Raw genomic sequence first — 20,079 nt, forward strand, 5'->3', positions numbered from 1 at the left:
CGTATTGTTATAATGCTTTGCCCAAGAACCCCATTCACGTCAATCTGGCAAGGCGCTAGAAGGCTCCCCAACTACAGGAGACATGCTCATGAAGACCCGTGCCGCCGTCGCCTTCGAGGCGAAGAAGCCCTTGGAAATCGTCGAGGTCGACCTCGAGGGCCCCAAGGAGGGCGAGGTTCTCGTCGAGATCATGGCCACCGGCCTTTGCCACACCGATGCCTACACCCTCGACGGGCTCGATTCGGAAGGGATCTTCCCCTCGATCCTCGGTCATGAGGGCGCCGGCATCGTGCGCGAGGTCGGCCCGGGCGTCACCAGCGTGAAGCCGGACGATCACGTGATCCCGCTCTACACCCCCGAATGCCGCCAGTGTAAGTCGTGCCTCTCGGGCAAGACCAACCTGTGCACCGCGATCCGTGCGACGCAGGGCAAGGGCCTGATGCCCGACGGCACCAGCCGCTTCTCCTACAAGGGCCAGCAGATCTTCCACTACATGGGCTGCTCGACCTTCTCGAATTTCACCGTCCTGCCCGAGATCGCTGTCGCCAAGATCCGCGAGGACGCACCGTTCCAGACCTCGTGCTACGTCGGCTGCGGCGTGACCACGGGTGTCGGCGCGGTGACCAACACCGCCAAGGTGCAGGTCGGCGACAACGTCGTCGTCTTCGGTCTGGGCGGCATCGGCCTCAACGTGATCCAGGGCGCGCGGCTTGCCGGTGCGAACATGATCATCGGCGTCGACATCAACCCCGATCGCGAGGAATGGGGCCGCAAGTTCGGCATGACCGACTTCCTCAACACCAAGGGCATGAGCAACGACGAGATCGTCCAGAAGATCGTCGCGATGACCGATGGCGGTGCGGACTACACCTTCGATTGCACCGGCAACACCAATGTCATGCGCACCGCACTCGAGGCCTGCCACCGCGGCTGGGGCGAGAGCATCATCATCGGCGTGGCCGAAGCGGGCAAGGAGATCGCGACCCGTCCGTTCCAGCTCGTCACCGGGCGCGTATGGAAGGGTACCGCGTTCGGCGGCGCCAAGGGCCGGACCGACGTGCCCAAGATCGTCGACTGGTACATGAACGGCAAGATCGAGATCGATCCGATGATCACGCACGTTCTTTCGCTTGAAGAAATCAACAAGGGCTTCGATCTGATGCACGCGGGCGAATCCATCCGCTCGGTCGTCGTCTACTAAGGAGCATCACAGCCATGTTTTCGCACATCTTCGTCGGCAGCAACGATCCCGCCGCGGCGCGCACTTTCTACAATGCGGTGATGGCGGGCCTCGGCCACGCTGCGGGCACCGAGATCAAGGACGGCGCGGCGACCTACTACACTGACGGCAGCGCGGCCTTCATCGTCGGCACCCCGGCCAACGGCGAGCCTGCGACCTGGGCCAACGGCGGGACCATCGGCCTCAGGGCGAGCGGCCCCGAGGTGGTCGATGCGGCTTACAAGGCTGGTATCGCCAATGGCGGGGCCTGCGATGGCGAGCCCGGTCCGCGCGCGGCTTTCCCGGGCAGCTACGGCGCCTACCTGCGCGACCCGGACGGCAACAAGATCTGCCTGTGGCACGTAGCGGCCTGATCGCATGAGCCTCGAGACCATCTCCACGAACCGCAGCCACGGCGGCACCCAGGGCGTCTACAAGCACCGCTCATCCGAGACCGGCACCGACATGACCTTCTCGGTCTTCGTGCCCGATCACGCCGAGGGCGAGACCCTGCCGGTGCTGTGGTACCTCTCGGGGCTCACCTGCACTCATGCCAACGTCACTGAAAAGGGCGAGTACCGCGAGGCCTGCGCGCAGCACGGCGTGATCTTCGTGGCGCCCGACACCAGCCCGCGTGGTGACGAGGTGCCCGACGACGAAGGCTACGACTTCGGCAAGGGCGCCGGCTTCTACGTCGACGCCACCGAGCAGCCCTGGGCGGCGAACTTCCGCATGCGTTCCTACATCGAGAGCGAGCTGCCCGCATTGCTGGCAGCCTCGTTCCCGGTCGACATGGATCGCCAGGCGATCACCGGGCACTCGATGGGCGGGCACGGTGCGCTCACCATCGCGTTGCGCAATCCCGAGCGCTTCCGTTCGGTCAGCGCCTTCTCGCCCATCGTCTCGCCGCTGGCGTGCCCATGGGGCGAGAAGGCGCTGGGCGGCTATCTCGGTGGCGACAAGGCGGCATGGCGCGAATACGATGCCTGCGCGCTGATCGAGGACGGTGCGCGCGTTGCCGACCTGCTGGTCGATCAGGGCGATGCCGACGGCTTCCTCGAGGAGCAGCTGCGCACGCCGCTTCTCGTCGCGGCATGCGAGAAGGCCGGGCAGCCCGCCACGATCCGGATGCAGGCAGGTTACGACCATTCGTACTACTTCATCTCGAGCTTCATGGCCGAGCATGTCGCCTGGCACGCTGAGCGCTTGGCCACCTGAGCGACACCTTCGAGGTCCCGAAATGAAGACCCGCGAATCACGCATGTGATTCGCGGGTTTTTGCCGTCTGCCCTATGCGCGGAGCCGCAGGAGGCGGGCGCGCCTGCGGTTCATGCCGCAGGTGCAGCAGCGATCCGTCTTTCGCTGGTGCCTTGCAGCACGCGGTTAGGCTTTGCGCCTCGGGTTGCGTCAGAACGGCACACTTTTCAGGCGGTCGGCAGGTTTTTGCAGTGCGAAAAGTTGGTTAACGCCGGGCAGTGGTTATTACACTTTTGAGACGCATATTATCGCGCATATAGTGTATTATTGCTTAAAATTGCGGTTTCTCGAAATCCTGAGCCTAGCAAAAGGTCTATCTGGATATTCATCGGTAATCTTGTTATACATCAGGGCATCGGAAGCGACCCCATGAGACGGCGTCACGCTGCAACGGTCGGTCCGGGCCAATTTGGATGCCCGGTGCTTAAGGCAGAAACCTCGAAAGGAGCATGCCGCGTACCGGTTTGGTTGATGAGGATGTGAAATGAAGGTCGCCAACAGAAAGTTCGACATGTCCGATGCCACCATGGATCGGGTCTACGCAGCGCAGCGTCTCGAGGACGGCGGTACCGAGCACGACGCGCGCGGATTGCTCGTGGCCATTGCGCTTAGCGCGGCCTGCTGGGCTGTCCTGGGTTATTTCGTCCTGCAATAAACAGAGCGCTTCGGGTCGCGGTCCGGGGGAACGGATGCCCTCCTGACCGCGATCGGGTCCTGATCCAAAGAAGTGAAGCTGGGCCCTCGCGCTCGGCTACCGTTGCGTAAGGCGGCAGGTGGCTTTGATGCGGCCTGTTGCTCTAGCGACGGAAACTCATGGTTTATTGGTGTGTTATGGTTTCATGCACTCGGAAAACCCTTCACTTTCTCGCAACGCGCAAGGCCGTTCCCGGCCTGAGGGTGACGCGCGAATTCGAAATGGCCGTTTGCGTCAGCGCCGCGATGACGAGAGCGAAAGCTCGTCGCGATTAGCAGGCCTCGTGATGCCACTGGTCATTGCCGCATTGCTTGCCGCCATGGGCGCCTTTGCATCCCCTTTCGACGAAGAGGCCACGGCAGCCGAACAGGCTTCCACTGTCAGCCAAGGAAATCCCTGACATCTTGCATGAAGCGCTCGTACTGGTCGTGATGAAGCCAGTGCCCGGCGTTTTCGTACTCTATCAGTCTGGCGGTCGGGAAATGATCGAGCCTGCCGTCGCTGGCCGGACTGTCGGCGAAGCTGTCCTTGCCCCACAGGAATAGCGTCGGGCAGGTAACGGCACGCCACAGGCTCTCGATCTCGTCGCCGCTCAGGTCCGATCCAGACCAGACGTTGACGTAGTTGTCGAACTTCCAGCTCCAGGTCCCGTCCTCGTTGCGGCTTGCCCCATGGATGGTGAGATGGCGCGCCTGCTCGTCCGTGAGGAAGGTGTTTTCCGCCTTCATGCGCTCGTAGGCCGCGCGGCGCGTGGTGTAGCGGCGCGGTGTTCGGGCCGAGGCCTTGCGCTTGTCGTTGATCCACTTGTGCAGCCGCCCCGAGACGCCGCGCTCCTCGGCCTCGCGCCGGTGCTGGGGGCCGGGGCCCAGTCCCTCGATATTGACGAACTTCGCGACGCGCTCGGGGAACAGTCCGGCGTAGCGCGTGGTGATCGCGCCGCCCAGTGAATGCGCGACGATCGTCACCTCGGGATCGCCGAGCGTGTGCACCAGCTGCGCGAAATCGTAGACGTAGGCGTCCATGCCGTAGTGGCCCTCGGCCGACCATTCGCTGTCGCCATGGCCGCGCAGGTCAGGGCAGATCACGTGCCAGTCGTGACGCAGTTCCTGCGCAACCCAGTCCCAGCTGCGGCAATGATCGCGCCCGCCGTGCTGGAGGATCAGCAGCGGCGCCTCGGCATTGCCCCAATCGACGTAGTTGAGGCGAAGGCGCTGGGAAATGAAGCGGTTCGAGGTCGGGCCGAGTTGCGAATCCATGACACCACAGGTGGGGTGCCGGGAGGCCGGGGTCAATCGTCCGATGGTTGGGGACATGCCAGCTTCGCCCCGGCGAAAGCGCTGGTTTGGGTTCATCAACCAAAACCTCGCTGCTCGCGGCTTGGCAAACCGGGGCACTTGCCCCTATCTCGCGGCCTGACTTTTGACGAACAGCGTTTCACCCGGAGACAAGACATGGCCACCAACCACAAGACCCGCATGCTCATCATCGGATCGGGTCCGGCGGGGCTTTCCGCGGCCATCTACGGCGCGCGCGCCGGCCTCGAGCCGATCGTGGTGCAGGGGCTGCAGCCCGGCGGCCAGCTCACCATCACCACCGACGTCGAGAACTACCCCGGTTTCCGCGAGGTCATCCAGGGCCCCTGGCTGATGCAGGAGATGCAGGCCCAGGCAGAGCACGTCGGCACGCGCATGATGTGGGACACGATCACCAACGTCGATCTCTCGGGCAAGACCTTCGTCGCTACCGGTGACGGCGGCGACACTTACGAGGGCGACACCCTCGTCATCGCCACGGGCGCGCAGGCCAAGTGGCTGGGCGTTCCCGGCGAGCAGGAGCTTTCAGGCAAGGGCGTTTCGGCCTGCGCGACCTGCGACGGCTTTTTCTACCGCGGCAAGAAGGTCGTGGTGATCGGCGGTGGCAACACCGCGGTCGAGGAAGCGCTCTACCTCACCAATCACTCTGACGACGTGACTCTGATCCACCGCCGCGATTCGCTGCGTTCGGAGAAGATCCTGCAGGACCGCCTCGAGGCCAATCCCAAGATCTCGGTGCTGTGGAACAAGAAGGTCGACAGCTTCCTCGCGGGCGAGAACGGCGAGCTGCGCGCGCTCGCGCTGACCGACACGGTCACCGGCGATGCCAGCGAGATCGAGACCGACGGTGCCTTCGTCGCCATCGGTCACGCGCCCGCGACCGAGCTGTTCAAGGGCAAGCTGGCAATGGACGAGACCGGCTACCTGCTGGTCACGCCGGGCACGCCCAAGACCGACGTTCCGGGCGTCTTCGCGGCGGGTGACGTGTGCGATCACATCTACCGTCAGGCGATTACGGCGGCGGGCATGGGCTGCCAGGCCGCGCTCGATGCCGAGCGCTACCTCGCAGAGCGCGACTTCGCGGGCGTCACCGAAACCGTCCAGTACTGAGCGTTCAGGGCCAGCGCGTCGCTTTCGCGCGCTGGCCCTCGAGCACCTCGAGCACCTGCGTCTCGAGCCAGGCGAAGGCCTCGGGCTCTACGTAGCTATGCGTGGCATCGGGACAGGTGCGGATGCGTGCATCGCGCTTGTCCCACTTCGCCGCAAAGGTGAGGGCAGTGCGGTCCCTCCCTGCAAGCAGAAACCTTATGTCGCCGGTGTAGTCGGCAATGCCTGCCGCGATCTCGGCGGCCAGACCTTCCGGACCTGACGGAGCGCCGGACCGTCGCGCCATCGCGACTAGGCTGCGCGCGAGGGCGCGGATCGGGACTTGTCCGCGAAGCAGTCGCCTGATCGCGACCGGATCGGTGAGACGGCGCCGGTAATGGTCGCGCAGGACTTCCACCGGGGCCTCTTCCTCGCTTTCCTGCGCATCGATGGTCCAGGGGTTCGAGAGAACGAGCGCGTCGAGCCCGAAGCCGCCGCCGAGCATGAGCGCGCTCGCGGCATCGCAATTGCCCATGCCCACGATCCGGGCAAGGCCGGGGCAGGCCGCGCGAAAGGCTTCGATGGCGGCCCCTATGTCGGGTGCGCTGTTTCGAAATTCACGGTTCTCGCCCTCGCTGTCACCCACGCCGCGCCTGTCGAAGCGCAGCACCGCGTGTCCTGCTTTGGCGAGACGCGCGGCGAGGCGAGCCTGACCGTTCCAGGCGCCCGCGCGCGTCTCGTTTCCGCCCGAGACGATGAGCAGTCCCGTGGTGGCACTGAGCACTCCGCCTTCGGGGCGGTCGATCGTACCGACCAGCGTTGCGCCCTCGCAGGCGAAAGTCAGGTGCTCGCGGATCATTGCGCGAGGCCTTGCGCCAGTAGGTCGGCCAGCGTCTCTGCCTGTTTGCAATCATCGCCCGGCTCCGCGCGCAGCCACAGGCCCGCCCCGCCAAGTTGCGCCTGCGCAATTGGATGGGCAGGGATTGTCGGTCCAGCTTCCTCGAATTCGCTGTAGAAACTTGGCCCAAGAATATGACCGCCAAGGATAATTCCGGAGGCGCGAGCGGTGTGCTCGAGATCCTCGCGGTTCTCCTCGCGTCCCGCCTCACGTGCGGCAAGGAGGCGTGCACGCAGCATCTGGCGCAGGATCGCCGATCCCTTGGCCGGTGCGTAGTGCCACGCGGGCAGGCCCGGAGGCGTCAGCAGGCAGCCACCACGGATACCGAGGGTCGCGCTAGCCGAGAAATGGCGCGCTGCTTCGGCCATCGCGGCGTGCCAGTCGGGCAGGGTCACGCCTGCGGACTCGCGCAGGCTCTCGTTGCAGCCGGGCAGGTCGGGCAGGAAGCTGTCGATCCCGCGCCGGTCAAGCGCGCGCATGAGATCGGCGGCGAAGCGGCGCATGCGATTGCTCTCGTCGAAGAGCGCAGGCACGATCAGCAGACGCGAGGCGCGCCTACGATCGCAGACGAGTGCCAGTTCGGGAGAAGGGGCCGCGCCGCGCGCCGGGCAGTTCCAGGTGACCGGGCCGATCACCGCAGCCGGGACGCTGGCCGCCTGCGTCATGCGTCGGCTTGCTGGGGCCCGGGACGCTTGGCCTCGGCGAAGGCGAGCAGCCCGCCGTAGGTCTCGAGCATCTCGCCATCGATCTCGTCGTCGTCGATGACGATGTCGAGGCGGTCCTCGATCTCGGTCAGCAGTCCGGCAACGGCCATCGAGTCCAGTTCGGGCAGATGGCCGAACAGGCCTGTATCGGCATCGAAGCCTTCGGCCTGGCCCTGCTCGAGGCCGAGCACATCGGTCAGGATGCTGCGCAGAAGCTGGTCGGTCGTCTCTTGCATGGGCCCCTCGGTCGGCACTACGGCTCTGGTTTCGAGCGCCTCTAGCCGCGCTTCGCAATTGCGGCAAGGCGTTGCAAGGCCCCGCGTCCCATTACCGGCCAGTTGCGGGCCGAGAAGGGGCGCATCATGTCGAGCCGGTAGCGCGGGCGCACCGCCTCCATCCAGTCGCGCTTGTAGGGATCGTTGCCGGTGCCGAAATCGACGAGGTCGACCCCGTCGGCATCGATCACCTGGCGCATCATGGCGGCGGTCAGCACCGAGCCGGGCGAGAGATCGGCCGCGCTTTCGCGGTGCGCGAGCTTGTGGATCCACGCCGTTCCGCCCTCGACGGTCCAGAATTGCGCGGCGATGGCCGGGCCGTGGCTGTCGAAGGCCGAGCGCGCGATGCCGAGCCGCAGCCGCCCGGCGCGCCCCTCGGCCTCGGCGAAGGCGCGCAGGAAGGCTGGCGAACCCTCGGCGGGCTTCCAGCTCTCGCCATAGATCGCCTCGTAGTCGTCCCAGGCATCGCGGTCGAAGCGGTCGTGAACTACCGTTGTGACCTTGGGCGCCTTGCGCTTGAGCGTGGTGCGCAGGCGTCCCGGGCGCGCGGCGATATAGGCGGCATAGTCGCGGCCCCTGAGGTCGAGCACATGATTGACGTCGCAAGCTTCGCGCCGGACCAGCCATCCGGCCTTGCGAAAGGCATCTTCCACCAGTGATGCGCTGCCGTCCTCGTCGGGCATGGGCGAGAGCGTCACGCGGTGCGCATAGCGCGCAAGGTCGCCCGCCAGAGCCTCGAGCAGCGCAGGACTGCCATCGAGTAGCGGCCGAATGCGGAAGCTGTACCAGTTGCCAAGGGCCATGAGGTGGCCACCCTTGCCCGCGAGCGGAAGCAGCGCATGCTCGCCGCCCTGCGAGGCAACCGCGAGGACCGGGGCGAGGCCGCAATGCTCGGCAAGCCCCTGCCACCACCACAAGCGGTCGAACGGCGCGCGCGCTTCGCTGTGTTCGAGCAGGGCCTCGAGCGCCTTGCGGGAATGGACTTCCTTAAGATCGGAGTGATAAGCGATCTGGATCAAGATACCTTCCCGAATTCGCGGAGCCTGACTTTGCCCATGCGCGGCCCAGCCGACAATGCCGAAAATGCTGCCGCACCTGCCTCATCTGCGTCACTGCCGCTCGATCATGTCGTGCTGCACGGCGCGGACGAGGCCGATGCACTGGTCCTGCGCGATGGGACACTGGACTATGCCGCGTTAAGATCGCGTGTCGCGCGCATGGCGGCATGGCTTGCGGCGATGCTGCCCACGAAGGGCGCACGCGTCGCCAGCTGGGCTGCAAAGGGCGAGCTGACCTGCCTGCTGCCGGTCGCGGCGGCGCGGGCAGGGCTCGTGCACGTGCCGGTCAACCCGCTGCTCAAGCATGCGCAGGTGGCGCATATCCTCGCCGACAGCGGCGCCGAACTCCTGATCGCAACGCCTTCGCGGCTCGCCACGCTGGGCGAGGGCGATGTGCCCGATGGCTGCCGCACGCAGGGCGAAGCCGAAGTCATGGCGCAGGTCGCGGCCTGCACCGGCAGTCTTGGCCCCTCCGATGCCGATCCCGACACCCTGGCCGCGATCCTCTATACCAGCGGTTCTACAGGACGCCCCAAGGGGGTCATGCTCAGCCATACCAACATGGCTCTGGGCGCGGCAAGCGTGGCCGACTACCTCGACATGGCAGCGCAGGACCGCACGCTCGCGGTGCTGCCGTTCGCCTTCGATTACGGACAGAACCAGTTGTTCTCGACCTGGCTTGCGGGAGGCTGCGTGGTCCCGCTCGACTACCTCCTACCGCGTGACGTGGTGAAGGCGGTCGAGCGCCACGCCATCACCACGCTGGCTGCGGTCCCGCCTTTGTGGGTGCAACTGACCGAGCTGGACTGGCCTGCCGAGACCGCTGCAAGGCTGCGGCGCCTGACCAACAGCGGGGGCGCGCTCACCGTCGATCTCGTTGCAAAGCTGCGTGCCCTGTTCCCCGAAGCGCGCCTCTTCCCGATGTACGGCCTGACCGAGGCCTTCCGCTCGACCTATCTCGATCCCGCTCTCGTCGATACCCATCCCACCTCGATGGGGCGCGCGGTGCCTCATGCCGAAGTGCTGGTGATCAACGATGCAGGCGAAGTCGCCGGCGATGACGAGGAGGGCGAGCTGGTCCATTGCGGCCCGCTCGTCGCGCAAGGATACTGGCGTGATGCCGAGCGCACCGCCGAGCGTTACCGGCCCGCACCCGCCGCTTCGCGCTATGGCGGAACGGCAGTCTGGTCGGGCGACAGGGTACGCCGCGCGCAGGACGGCCTGCTCTATTTCGTCGGGCGGCGCGACGCGATGATCAAGAGCGCAGGCAACCGCATCAGCCCGCAGGAGATCGAGGACGCGGTGGTCGCGACCGGGCTCGCTGCAGAGGCGGTTGCGCTTGGCCTGCCCGATGCGCGGCTGGGACAGGCGATCCACCTCGTCGTGCGCCCCGCAGCCGGTGTCGAGGGTGAGGAGGCCGGAGCCGAGCTGCCACGACGACTCATGCGCGAATTGCCCAATTTCATGCAGCCAAGGGCCATCCACTGGCGCGATGCCATGCCCACGAGCCCCAATGGCAAGCTCGACCGCACCGGGCTGGCGAACGAGATCGCGGCGAAGCTCGCCAAGGAGACTGAGGCATGAAGGCGCTTGGCCCCATTCCCGAGGCTTTCTCGGCCATCGACGGGGTGCTCGCGGTTGGCGGCAAGCCGGTCACGCACTGGGTCAAGCAGTCGGGTACAACGCCGCTGTTTCTCTACGACATGGCCATCGTCGAGGCGACGATTGCACGCCTGCGTGCCGCAATGCCCGAGCGGCTCGCGCTGCATTACGCCGTGAAGGCCAACCCTTTCGCGCCGCTGCTCGCGCGCATGGATGGGCTGGTAGACGGCTTCGACATCGCCTCGGGCGGAGAGCTGGCCATCGTGACCGGGCAGGGTATCGATCCCGCGCGGGTCAGCTTTGCCGGACCGGGCAAGCGCGATGCCGAACTCGAATTCGCGATTGCCCTAGGGGTCACGCTCAATCTCGAGTCCGAGGGCGAGGCGCAGCGCGCGATCGCGATTGCCGAGCGTCTGGGGGTGAGCCCGCGCCTCGCGATCCGGGTCAATCCCGCGTTCGACCTCAAGGGCTCGGGCATGAAGATGGGCGGCGGGGCCAAGCCGTTCGGCGTCGATGCCGAGCGCGTGCCCGCGCTTGTGCGCCGCGTCGTCGCGAGCGGGGCAGACTGGCGCGGTTTCCATATCTTCGCGGGCAGCCAGGCGCTCGACGCGGCGGCCATCGCCGACACGCAAGGTCAGGCCCTCGACCTCGCCGCGCAGCTTGCGCAGGAGGCCGGCGTCGCCCTGCCGCATTGCAATCTCGGCGGCGGGCTCGGCATCCCCTATTTCCCGGGCGACGCACCGGTCGACGTCGAAGAGGTGGGCGCCCGGCTCTCCGAGCGCTTCGTCAGCCTGCCCGAGGTGCTGGCCGGGACCCAGTTCTGCATCGAGCTGGGCCGCTATCTGGTCGGCGAGGCCGGCGTCTACATAGCCCGGGTGATCGACCGCAAGCTCAGCCACGGCGAAGTCTTCCTCGTCACCGACGGGGGGCTGCACCACCAGCTTGCCGCCTCGGGCAACTTCGGCACGGTCGTGCGCCGCAATTACCCCTCGGCCATCGCCACCCGCTTCGGCGCGCCCGTCGACGAGGAAGCGACCATCGTGGGGTGCCTGTGCACGCCGCTCGACAAGCTCGCCGACAAGGGCGGTTTCCCGCGTGCGGAGCCAGGGGACCTCGTCGCGGTGTTCTGCGCCGGGGCCTACGGCGCGAGCGCCAGCCCGGCCTCGTTCCTCGGGCAGGGGCCAGCGCACGAAATGCTCGTCGGGACGAACGACTGACACGATCTTTCGGGCACCGTGCCGAAATTGGTGCGTGCGTCGGTTAGCGGGCACGGCTAACGCAATGTTCACCCTTTTTCTGGATAAAGCACAGTGAATTGCACTGCGCTGACTACGGGTTCGCCCGAGGTCGTGCACGCAGCCCACGGCAAGGGTCGTGGAATGAGGGAATTGTCGATGTCGAAGAACCGTGCTGCCCGTATCGCCTCTGTCTGCACCGTACTGGGTGCGACCAGCCTGGCGCTGGGCGGTTGTGCCACGAATGCCGCGCCCGAACTCCCGCCCGCGACCTTCGTCGCGATGCAGGAGGGGCCCGGCGAGGAATACGTGATCGGCCCGCTCGACGACCTCACCATCTTCGTGTGGCGCAATCCCGAGCTCGGCGCCAAGGTTCAGGTGCGACCCGACGGGCGCATCACCACGCCGCTGATCACTGACATGCCTGCGGTCGGCAAGACCCCCTCGATGCTCGCTCAGGACATTCGCCTGCAGCTCTCGCAGTACATCGAGGATCCGCTCGTCTCGGTCATCGTCAACTCGTTCTCGGGCACCTTCAGCCAGCAGATCCGTATCGTCGGCGCGACCGAGAAGCCTGCCTCGATCCCCTACCGCGCGAACATGACCGTGCTCGACGCGATGATCGCGGTGGGCGGGCTCTCCGAATATGCGGCGGGCAACAAGGCGCGCCTGATCCGCTTCGACAAGGCCAGCGGCAAGCAGAAGGAATACAAGCTGCGTCTGGGCGACCTGCTCAAGGAAGGCGACAGCAAGGCCAATGTCATGCTCTCGCCCGGGGACGTGATCATCATCCCCGAAAGCATGTTCTGATCTTGCGGTTGGCGGGGCGCAGATGAACAACCTCTACGAAGAGCTGCTGGCGGCGATCCACAGCGTCTGGCACCGGCGCTGGATCGCGCTCGCCTGCGCCTGGGGCATCTGCCTGCTCGGCTGGCTCGCGGTGGCGCTGATCCCCAACAGCTACGAATCGCGCGCGCGCATCTTCATCCAGCTCGACGACGCGCTCGCCGAACAGGTGGGCATCGGCGTCGCCGACAAGAAGCGCGACATCGAGCGCATCCGCCAGACGCTCACCAGCGCGGTGAACCTCGAGAAGGTCGTGCGCTCGACGCGTCTTGGCGACACTATCGAATCGCCCAAGCAGATGGAGGCTGCGGTCCTCGCGCTGGGACGCAACGTCTCGGTCGTCGCCCAGCAGGACAACCTCTTCGAGATCACGGCCGTTGCCGACCAGTCCTCCTTCTCGGACGCCGAGAATGCGCAGCTCGCGCAGAACGTCGCGCAGAAGATGATCGACATCTTCCGTGAAGAGAACCTCTCGGGGAACCGCGGCGACGTCGCCGAATCGATGCAGTTCCTCAACGAACAGCTCAAGCAGCGCGAGCGCGAACTGGAATCCGCGGAGAACAAGCGCTCGGCCTTCGAGGCGGCGCATCCCGAACTCGCGGGCGGAAGCGCGGGCAGTGCCCAGCGTCTCGATGCCGCGCGTGCGGAACTGCACGGGGTCGACGGCGACCTCGGCGCGGCGCGCAGCGCGCTTGCCGCGATCGAGGGGCAGCTCGCCAGCACCCCGCGCTCGCTGCCCGGCGGTACCACCGGCTCGGCCACTGCGGCCCTCAACGCCGCCCAGTCCGAGCTTGCCGGGATGCGTGCACGCGGTTTGACGGAAAACCATCCTGACGTGATCGCCCAGCGCAATCAGGTCGCCGCGCTCAAGGGACCGGCGGCGGCAGAGGCGGCCAATGGCGGCGGTACGCCGAACCCGGCCTATACCTCGCTGCTCTCTATCCGTGCCGAACGCCAGGCCAATGTCCAGGCGCTCACCTCGCGCAAGGTCTCGCTCGAATCCGACGTTGCCAATCTCACCGCGCAGGCGATCGAGAACCCCGAACTGGCGAGCGAGGCACAGCGCATCGCGCGCGACTACGACGTCCTGCGCCAGCAATACGACAAGCTCCTGCGCGACCGCGAGGAACTGCGCATTCGCGGCGAGGTCAAGACCGAGCGCGAGGCCGTCAAGTTCGAGGTGGTTGATCCGCCGACGACCCCGCGCGCGCCGGTCGCGCCCAATCGTCCGCTGCTTTTGCTGGGCGTGCTCATCGTCGGTATCGGTGGCGGCTGTGCGGGAGCCTTCGCGCTCGGCAAGGTGCGCTCGGTCTTCGCCACCACCGCCGGGCTCGAGCGTTCGACCGGACTGCCGGTGCTGGGCGCGATCTCGCGCAACCTCACCGATGCCGCGCGCGCCGAGCGTACCCGCAAGCTCAAGCTGTTCTTTGCCGGGTCGGCGGCACTGGGCGGGCTCTTCGTGGTTCTGCTACTTGTCGAATTCATCCAGCGCGGCATGGTCGCATGAGGAAGCCGGACATGACTGACCAGTCCCCCGATCACGAGCGCGACGCGCCGCAGTCCGGCGATGAGACCGGCGCCGAAGGCGCTGCCGCGAAGGACGTGGCGACGCAGGCGCAGGAGGACAGCAACTCGCTGCTCGAGCGAGCCTCGCGTCATTTCAACTTCGGCCGCCATATCGCGCTTCCCGACCGCCTTGCGCCCGATGCCGTCGCACGGGCCAATGCCGAGCCGCGCCGCAAGTCGATCGTGCTCGGCGATGGCGAGAAGGATACCGCGGCCGGTGCGCCGCCGCAGGACCTGCGGCCCCGGTTTTCGGTCGATGCCGCTGCGCAAAGCCTGCCTGCCAGCGTGAGCCAGGGCGAGGTTCCGCCAGCACCGACCCCGGCTCCTGCTGCGACATCGACGCCGCTCGCCGCGTTCTCCGACCCCGAGGAAGAGCCGGTCCAGTTCTCGTGGCAGCGCCATGCGATCGACCGTGAACGCCTGCGCGAACAGGGCCTGATCGTGCCCGAGGGCATGGTCACGACGCTCCTCGAGGAATTTCGCATCGTCAAGCGCCAGCTGCTGCTGCAGGCGGCGGACCTGCGTCGCCAGCGCGCGGGGGCGATGGGCCAGCGCATCCTGATCGCCTCGCCGCACCCGGGCGAGGGCAAGACTTACTGCGCGCTCAATCTCGCGCTCTCGATCGCGGCGGAGAAGGAAAGCGAGGTCCTGCTCGTCGATGCCGACTTCGCCAAGCCCTCGATCCTGACCAAGCTCGGCATTCCGGGCGGTCCGGGCCTGATGGACGCGCTGATGAACGAGAACGTCGATGTCGCCGACCTCGTCGTCGGGACGGACGTTCCCGGTCTCTGGGTCCTGCCAGCGGGCGAGGATACCAATACCGACAGCGAATTTCTCTCGAGCTCGCGCACCGCGCGCGTGCTCTATCGCCTGACGCAAGGCGCGCCCAACCGCATGGTGATCTTCGATTCGCCGCCGGTCCTCGCCGCGTCGCCCGCTGCCGAGCTCGCCAAGCACGTGGGCCAGACGGTGGTGGTGGTGCGCGCCGACCAGACCGGCAAGGGCGCGCTCGACGATGCGCTCTCGCTGCTTGGCGGCTGCCCGAACCTGCAGCTCCTGCTCAACGGTGCCCAGTTCAGCCCGAGCGGTCGCCGCTTCGGCTCGTATTACGGATACAAGGGCTGATGCGCCACTACCTCTCCCTCACCAGCGCGCTCGTCGCGGCGGCCCTGCTGCCCGCAGGCGGCGCCATGGCGCAGGGGCTCGGCGGCCAGCCGGGCGGCTCCGGCTATGGCCAGGGCGCGCCGGGGCAAGGTGCATCCGGGCAGGGCGATGCTGCCGGCGGGCAATCGGGCGACGGGGTCGAGCGGATCGAGACCAAGCGCGCGCGCAAGCTCGAGATCACGCCCTACATCGAGCTGAACCAGATCGTCACGGCCGAGCTCTCGCCGGGCTCCGAAGTGCTGACCTATACACAGGCCGCAGTCGGTCTCGATGCCGCGATTGCCGGACGGCGCACAGGGGCCTCGGCCTCGCTGCGCTATGCACGCCAGATCGGCTGGGGCGATGCGGGCGATGGTGACATCATCAGCGGCATCGCGCGCGGCTATGCCGAGGTCACCCCGGGTGTCACGCTCGAGGCAGGCGCGCTCGCCACGCGCGGCGCCTTCGAGGGCCGCGGGCCGATCACCACCGGCGCCGACAGCACGGTCTATTCGCTCTATGCCGGTCCCTCGGTGCAGACGCGCGCGGGCGACCTCGACATCGCGGCGCGCTATCGCATCGGCTATACCGGCATCGACAACGGCACGCCCTATGTCGCGGGCACAGATATCGACGTATTCGACGAGAGCGTGAGCCAGGCCGCCGATGCGCAGGTCGGCGTCAAGCCGGGCGTCGTCGCCCCGGTCGGGCTCGGGGTTGCCGGGAGCTTCTATCAGGAAGACATCGCCAATCTCGACCAGCGCGTGCGTGACATGCAGGCGCGCGCGATGGTCACCGTGCCGGTCAACCGCACGACCCAGGTCGTTGCCGCGATCGGCTACGAAGACGTCGAGATATCGAGCCGCGAAGTGCTCTTCGATGGCGAGGGTAACCCGTTGATCGACGATGACGGTCGCTTCGTGACCGACAAGAGCTCGCCGCGCCTCATGGCCTACGACATCTCGGGCGTGCTCTGGGATGTCGCCGTGATGTGGCGGCCGAGCCGGCGCACCTCGCTCTCGGCCCACGTCGGGCGGCGCTACGGCTCGTTCACCTTCGGTGGCACGCTCGCCTACGCGCCCGACGATCGCAAGCAGCTCAGCCTCGTCGTCTACGATACGCTTTCGGGCTTTGGCGGGCAGGTCAACCGTGCGCTCGGCAACCTGCCGACCGACTTCGAGGCGGTGCGCGATCCGGTGACCGGGGATTTGCGCGGCTGCGTGTCCTCGCTCCAGGGCAGTAACTGCCTCTCGGGCGTGCTCGGCTCGGTGCGTTCGGCGGCCTTCCGTGCACGTGGCGGCGCGCTAACCTATTCGATGCAGATGGGCCGCCTCGATGCGGGGCTTGGCATCGGTTACGACCGGCGCCGCTTCTTCGGGGCGGAAGGCTCGATCCTTGCCGCCTACGACGGCGTGGTAGACGAAAACTACTGGCTTTCGGCCTATCTCAGTGGCCAGCTCGGCCCGCGTGCCGGGTGGTCGACGAATGGCTATGCCAACTGGATATCGTCCAGCGACACCCTGCTCGGCGATATTGCGGGATACGGCGTCTCGGCCGCATACTACCAGCTTCTCACGTCGCGCCTGCGCGGCACAATCGCGATCTCGCTCGACGGAGCCGAATACAAGGATGCGTCGATCGACGACATCTGGACGGCATCCGCGCTCGCGGGCCTGCGCTACAGTTTCTGAACTCGAGGAAGGATTTCACGATGTTCGACGATTTCTACGGGCTCGAGGCAAGGCCCTTCCAGCTCACCCCTGATCCGGCCTTCTATTTCGAGAGCCTGACGCATCGCAAGGCGCTGTCCTATCTCGGTTACGGGCTCGCGCAGGGCGAGGGCTTCGTGGTCATCACCGGCGAGGTCGGCTCGGGCAAGTCGACGCTGGTCGCCTATCTCATGGCGACGATCGATCCGGGCCGCATGACCGCGGCCAATGTCGTCACCAGCGCGCTCGACGGCGAGGAGATCGTCCATGTCGTCGCCCATTCCTTCGGCATTGCGGTCGAGGGGCACGACAAGGCCACCGCGCTTGGCGCGATCGAGGCCTATCTGCACGAGGAAGCGCGCGCGGGCCGCCGCACGCTGCTGATCGTCGACGAGGCGCAGAACCTCTCGATCACCGCGCTCGAAGAGCTGCGCATGCTTTCCAACTTCCAGCTCGGCTCGCACCCGTTGCTGCAGACGCTGCTGCTCGGTCAGCCCGAATTTCGCCGCACGCTGCTCGAGAGCGACCAGCTTGAGCAACTGCGCCAGCGAGTGATCGCCACGCACCACCTCTCGGCGATGCAGGCCAAGGAAGTGCAGGCCTATATCGAGCACCGCATGACGTGCGCGGGCTGGCAGGGCAATCCCAGCTTCGACCAGCGCGTCTTTGCCGGAATCTTCGACGCCACCGGCGGCATTCCGCGCCGGATCAACCAGATCCTCAACCGCCTGCTGCTGCTCGGCGCCGTCGAGCAGCGTAGCCACATCGATGGCGGGATGCTCGCGCAGGTGCTCGAGGAACTGCACGAGGACGGCACGCTCGTCCTCGCCGGTGAGGCCGAGGCAAGCGCAGGTGATGCGCCCAGCGTCGCGGCCTGGTCCGATGAACCGCACGGTGAGGGCGAGGCCGCTGTCGCTTCCGCAACGCCCCCCGTAGCCGCGCCTGTCGCCTCTGGCCTCGACGCCGAGGCCACCGGAGCGCTGATCGAGCAGGCTCTCGCCGAGCGCGATGCCCAGATCGCCGAACTGCAGCAGGCCTTCGTCGAGCTCGCCAACTCGCAGGATGCCCGCTTCGAGGAGGACGCTGGCCAGCCCGTCTTCGACGAAGGGCGTATCGCAGCGCTCGAGGCGCAGCTCGCGGCCTTGTCGCAGAGCCGTTCCGAAAGCGAGGAACAGGTCGGGGATCAAGAGCATCGCCGGGCGGCGGAAGAAGAGCGCATCGCAGCGCTCGAGGCGCAGGTCGCCGCGCTCTCGCAGCCAGCCGCTGATGACCATGTGCGCGAGGAGGCCGATGCCGCCACCGTGCAGCGCATCGCCGCGCTCGAGGAGATGGTGGAGCAGCTTGCCGCGCACAACGCCGACATGGAATCGCGCATGGCCGAGCAGGAGCATACCCTGCGCCATGTCCTGACCATGCTGATCGAATGGATCGAGGGCGCCGAGGACCAGCGTTCGGCGGCGTGACCGTCCGGACTGCCGTCAGCCAGGGGGACTAGGCCGTCACGATGCAGCGCGAAAACGTCTACAACGGACCGCTCGAGGGGCCGGTCAACGGCCTCTCGGTCGATGTCGAGGACTGGTTCCAGGTCGGCGCGTTCGAGACCGTGATCGCGCGCGAGAACTGGGATGCCCTCGCGCTCAGGGTCGAGGCGAATTGCGATGCGATCCTCGAGATGTTCGATGCCGCGCGCGTGCGCGCCACGTTCTTCACGCTCGGCTGGGTGGCGCAGCGCGCGCCCGACATGATGCGCCGGATCGCCCAGCAAGGGCATGAGATTGCCAGTCACGGCTGGGACCACGAACGCGTCTTCCGGATGGGGCCGGCAGCCTTTGCCGCCGATCTCCAGCGCAGCCGCAAGACCATCGAGGACAGCGCCGGGGTCGCCGTGACCGGCTATCGCGCGCCCAGCTTCTCCATCGACGCGCGCACACCCTGGGCCTTCGATATCCTGGCCGAACAGGGTTATGCCTATAGTTCCAGCGTGGCTCCCATCGCGCACGATCACTATGGCTGGCGGGAGGCCCCGCGCTTCGCGTTCCAGCCGGTCGATGGCAGCGACTTCGTGGAGATTCCCGTGACCACCGCGCAGTTCGCCGGACGCCGCCTTGCCGCTGGCGGGGGCGGTTTCTTCAGGGTCCTGCCCTATAGCTTCTCGCGCTGGGCCATCCGCCAGGTCAATACGCGCGACGGGCGTCCTGCGGTGTTCTACTTCCACCCCTGGGAGATCGATCCCGAACAGCCGCGCGTCCACGATGCCTCGCTGCGCTCGCGCATGCGTCACTACACCAATCTCGAGATCATGGCGGAGAAGCTGCGGGTTCTGCTGCGCGACTTTGCATGGGGACGCATGGACGAACTGGCCGCGCGCGAGGCGGCAAGGGCGATCCGGGCGGCGGCATGAATGCCCCTTTCGCCCGCCCCGTGACGAGGACCCGGCTGCTCGATCTTGCCGATCCGGGCGAGCTGGCGCGGCTCGAAGGGTTCGTCGCGCGGCACCCGGCGGCCACTCCGTTCCACAGACCGGCCTGGTTCGTCTCTGTCGCCCGCGCGACCGGCAACGAGCCGCTTGCCCTCGTCGAGGAACACGATGGCGAGATACTCGCCTTCCTGCCGCTCGATGCCATCCATTCGCCGATATTCGGGCGGGTGCTGGTCTCTAGCGGTTTTGCAGTGGATGGCGGGCTGCTGACGCTGCCGGGAAGCGCGCCGGACGCGATCTTCGCCGCGCTCGAGGAACTGGCCGTGCGTCGGTCGTGCCCGGCAATCGAGCTGCGTGGCGGCATCCTGCCCGAGGTAGGTTCGGGCTGGACGCGCACCAGCGAGAGCCATGCCACCTTCTCGCGCGCGCTTGCCGCTGACGACGAGGCCGAACTCACCGCCATCCCGCGCAAGCAGCGCGCCGAGGTGCGCAAGTCGCTCGCAGGAGAACTGAGCGTCGAGACCGGCCGCGACGAACGGGCGAGGGCGGCCCATTACGCGGTGTTCTGCGAGAGTTATCGCAACCTTGGTACGCCGGTATTCCCGCGAGCGCTGCTCGACGCGGTGATGGATGGCTTCGGGGACGACGCCGAGATATTGAGCGTGTATCATCGCGGCGTGCCGGTCAGCTCCGTCCTCAGTCTCTATCACCGCGCAACCGTCATGCCCTACTGGGGCGGCGGCACCTTTGCGGCGCGCGGCCTGCGCGCGAACGAGCGGATGTACTACGGAGTCATGCTCCATGCCCGGCGGCGTGGCTGCACGCATTTCGATTTCGGCCGCTCGAAGACGGGCAGCGGAGCCTATGCCTACAAGCGCAATTGGGGTTTCGAGCCCAGGCCGCTGACTTACGCGGCATGGTCGGCGCCGGGAAGCGCGGTGCGCGAGGTCAATCCTGCCAATCCGCGCCTCGCCGCGCAGATTACCTTGTGGCAGCGCCTGCCGCTCGCCATCGCCAATCGGCTCGGCCCGCTCATCGCGCGCGGCATCGGCTGA

19 protein-coding genes are annotated in these 20,079 nt (G+C 66.9%); 14 read left to right on the forward strand and 5 right to left on the reverse strand.

Annotated features, from left to right (window positions below):
* Positions 1-88 precede the first annotated feature (88 nt).
* From I5E68_RS08550 to I5E68_RS08565, 4 genes are all read left to right on the forward strand, one after another.
* On the forward strand, positions 89-1,201 hold the full coding sequence (locus tag I5E68_RS08550; RefSeq protein ID WP_197162916.1) for an S-(hydroxymethyl)glutathione dehydrogenase/class III alcohol dehydrogenase: 1,113 nt from the start codon (positions 89-91) through the stop codon (positions 1,199-1,201).
* A 14-nt stretch (positions 1,202-1,215) separates the two neighbouring features.
* On the forward strand, positions 1,216-1,593 hold the full coding sequence (locus I5E68_RS08555) for a VOC family protein (protein WP_197162917.1): 378 nt from the start codon (positions 1,216-1,218) through the stop codon (positions 1,591-1,593).
* A 4-nt stretch (positions 1,594-1,597) separates the two neighbouring features.
* Positions 1,598-2,437 (forward strand): S-formylglutathione hydrolase, encoded by an 840-nt coding sequence (gene fghA / locus I5E68_RS08560; RefSeq protein WP_197162918.1) that lies wholly within the window; start codon positions 1,598-1,600, stop codon positions 2,435-2,437.
* Between the two features lie 523 nt (positions 2,438-2,960).
* A complete protein-coding gene (locus tag I5E68_RS08565) occupies positions 2,961-3,131 on the forward strand; it encodes a hypothetical protein (RefSeq protein ID WP_197162920.1) in 171 nt (56 codons plus the stop codon).
* Positions 3,132-3,550: 419 nt separating this feature from the next.
* Here I5E68_RS08565 and I5E68_RS08570 read toward each other — a convergent pair whose 3' ends face one another.
* On the reverse strand, positions 3,551-4,426 hold the full coding sequence (locus I5E68_RS08570; RefSeq protein ID WP_197162922.1) for an alpha/beta fold hydrolase: 876 nt from the start codon (positions 4,424-4,426) through the stop codon (positions 3,551-3,553).
* A gap of 195 nt (positions 4,427-4,621) precedes the next feature.
* Here I5E68_RS08570 and trxB point away from each other — a divergent pair, with 195 nt between their 5' ends.
* Positions 4,622-5,593, forward strand: coding sequence for a thioredoxin-disulfide reductase (gene trxB, locus I5E68_RS08575; RefSeq protein WP_197162924.1), 972 nt, complete (start codon positions 4,622-4,624; stop codon positions 5,591-5,593).
* Positions 5,594-5,597: 4 nt separating this feature from the next.
* Here trxB and I5E68_RS08580 read toward each other — a convergent pair whose 3' ends face one another.
* The 4 genes from I5E68_RS08580 to I5E68_RS08595 are packed head-to-tail and all read right to left on the reverse strand — an operon-like array spanning position 5,598 to position 8,465.
* Positions 5,598-6,428 carry a hydrolase 1, exosortase A system-associated gene (locus tag I5E68_RS08580; protein WP_197162926.1) on the reverse strand — a complete coding sequence of 277 codons (831 nt, stop codon included), beginning with the start codon at positions 6,426-6,428 and terminating at the stop codon, positions 5,598-5,600.
* Positions 6,425-7,132, reverse strand: coding sequence for an alpha/beta hydrolase family protein (locus I5E68_RS08585; RefSeq protein ID WP_228726892.1), 708 nt, complete (start codon positions 7,130-7,132; stop codon positions 6,425-6,427). The genes I5E68_RS08580 and I5E68_RS08585 overlap by 4 nt, the downstream gene beginning before the upstream one ends.
* Entirely contained in the window at positions 7,129-7,407 is a 279-nt protein-coding gene (locus I5E68_RS08590; protein ID WP_197162928.1) for a phosphopantetheine-binding protein, read from the reverse strand. Before I5E68_RS08590 ends, I5E68_RS08585 begins: the two co-directional genes overlap by 4 nt.
* A gap of 41 nt (positions 7,408-7,448) precedes the next feature.
* Entirely contained in the window at positions 7,449-8,465 is a 1,017-nt protein-coding gene (locus I5E68_RS08595; RefSeq protein ID WP_197162930.1) for a GNAT family N-acetyltransferase, read from the reverse strand.
* A 36-nt stretch (positions 8,466-8,501) separates the two neighbouring features.
* Between I5E68_RS08595 and I5E68_RS08600 the strand changes: the two genes are divergently transcribed.
* From I5E68_RS08600 to I5E68_RS08640, 9 genes are all read left to right on the forward strand, one after another.
* Positions 8,502-10,088, forward strand: a complete 1,587-nt coding sequence (locus I5E68_RS08600; RefSeq protein ID WP_197162933.1) for an acyl-CoA ligase (AMP-forming), exosortase A system-associated — start codon at positions 8,502-8,504, stop codon at positions 10,086-10,088.
* Positions 10,085-11,323 carry a pyridoxal-dependent decarboxylase, exosortase A system-associated gene (locus I5E68_RS08605; protein WP_197162935.1) on the forward strand — a complete coding sequence of 413 codons (1,239 nt, stop codon included), beginning with the start codon at positions 10,085-10,087 and terminating at the stop codon, positions 11,321-11,323. Before I5E68_RS08600 ends, I5E68_RS08605 begins: the two co-directional genes overlap by 4 nt.
* A 177-nt stretch (positions 11,324-11,500) precedes the next feature.
* A complete protein-coding gene (locus I5E68_RS08610) occupies positions 11,501-12,151 on the forward strand; it encodes an XrtA/PEP-CTERM system exopolysaccharide export protein (protein ID WP_228726893.1) in 651 nt (216 codons plus the stop codon).
* Between the two features lie 22 nt (positions 12,152-12,173).
* On the forward strand, positions 12,174-13,694 hold the full coding sequence (locus tag I5E68_RS08615) for an XrtA system polysaccharide chain length determinant (protein ID WP_197162938.1): 1,521 nt from the start codon (positions 12,174-12,176) through the stop codon (positions 13,692-13,694).
* Between the two features lie 11 nt (positions 13,695-13,705).
* Positions 13,706-14,878: a P-loop NTPase family protein gene (locus tag I5E68_RS20125; RefSeq protein WP_228726894.1), complete on the forward strand. Its 1,173-nt coding sequence runs from the start codon at positions 13,706-13,708 to the stop codon at positions 14,876-14,878.
* On the forward strand, positions 14,878-16,587 hold the full coding sequence (locus I5E68_RS08625) for a preprotein translocase subunit YajC (RefSeq protein WP_197162940.1): 1,710 nt from the start codon (positions 14,878-14,880) through the stop codon (positions 16,585-16,587). Before I5E68_RS20125 ends, I5E68_RS08625 begins: the two co-directional genes overlap by 1 nt.
* 20 nt (positions 16,588-16,607) lie before the next feature.
* The gene (locus tag I5E68_RS08630; RefSeq protein WP_197162942.1) at positions 16,608-18,068 is read left to right on the forward strand and encodes an XrtA/PEP-CTERM system-associated ATPase; all 1,461 of its coding nucleotides are present in this window, start codon (positions 16,608-16,610) and stop codon (positions 18,066-18,068) included.
* 41 nt (positions 18,069-18,109) lie between these two features.
* Positions 18,110-19,006, forward strand: coding sequence for an XrtA system polysaccharide deacetylase (locus I5E68_RS08635; RefSeq protein ID WP_197162944.1), 897 nt, complete (start codon positions 18,110-18,112; stop codon positions 19,004-19,006).
* Positions 19,003-20,079, forward strand: coding sequence for a FemAB family XrtA/PEP-CTERM system-associated protein (locus I5E68_RS08640; RefSeq protein WP_197162946.1), 1,077 nt, complete (start codon positions 19,003-19,005; stop codon positions 20,077-20,079). Before I5E68_RS08635 ends, I5E68_RS08640 begins: the two co-directional genes overlap by 4 nt.

This window comes from Novosphingobium aureum, from assembly GCF_015865035.1.
Classification (GTDB): Bacteria; Pseudomonadota; Alphaproteobacteria; order Sphingomonadales; family Sphingomonadaceae; genus Novosphingobium; species Novosphingobium aureum.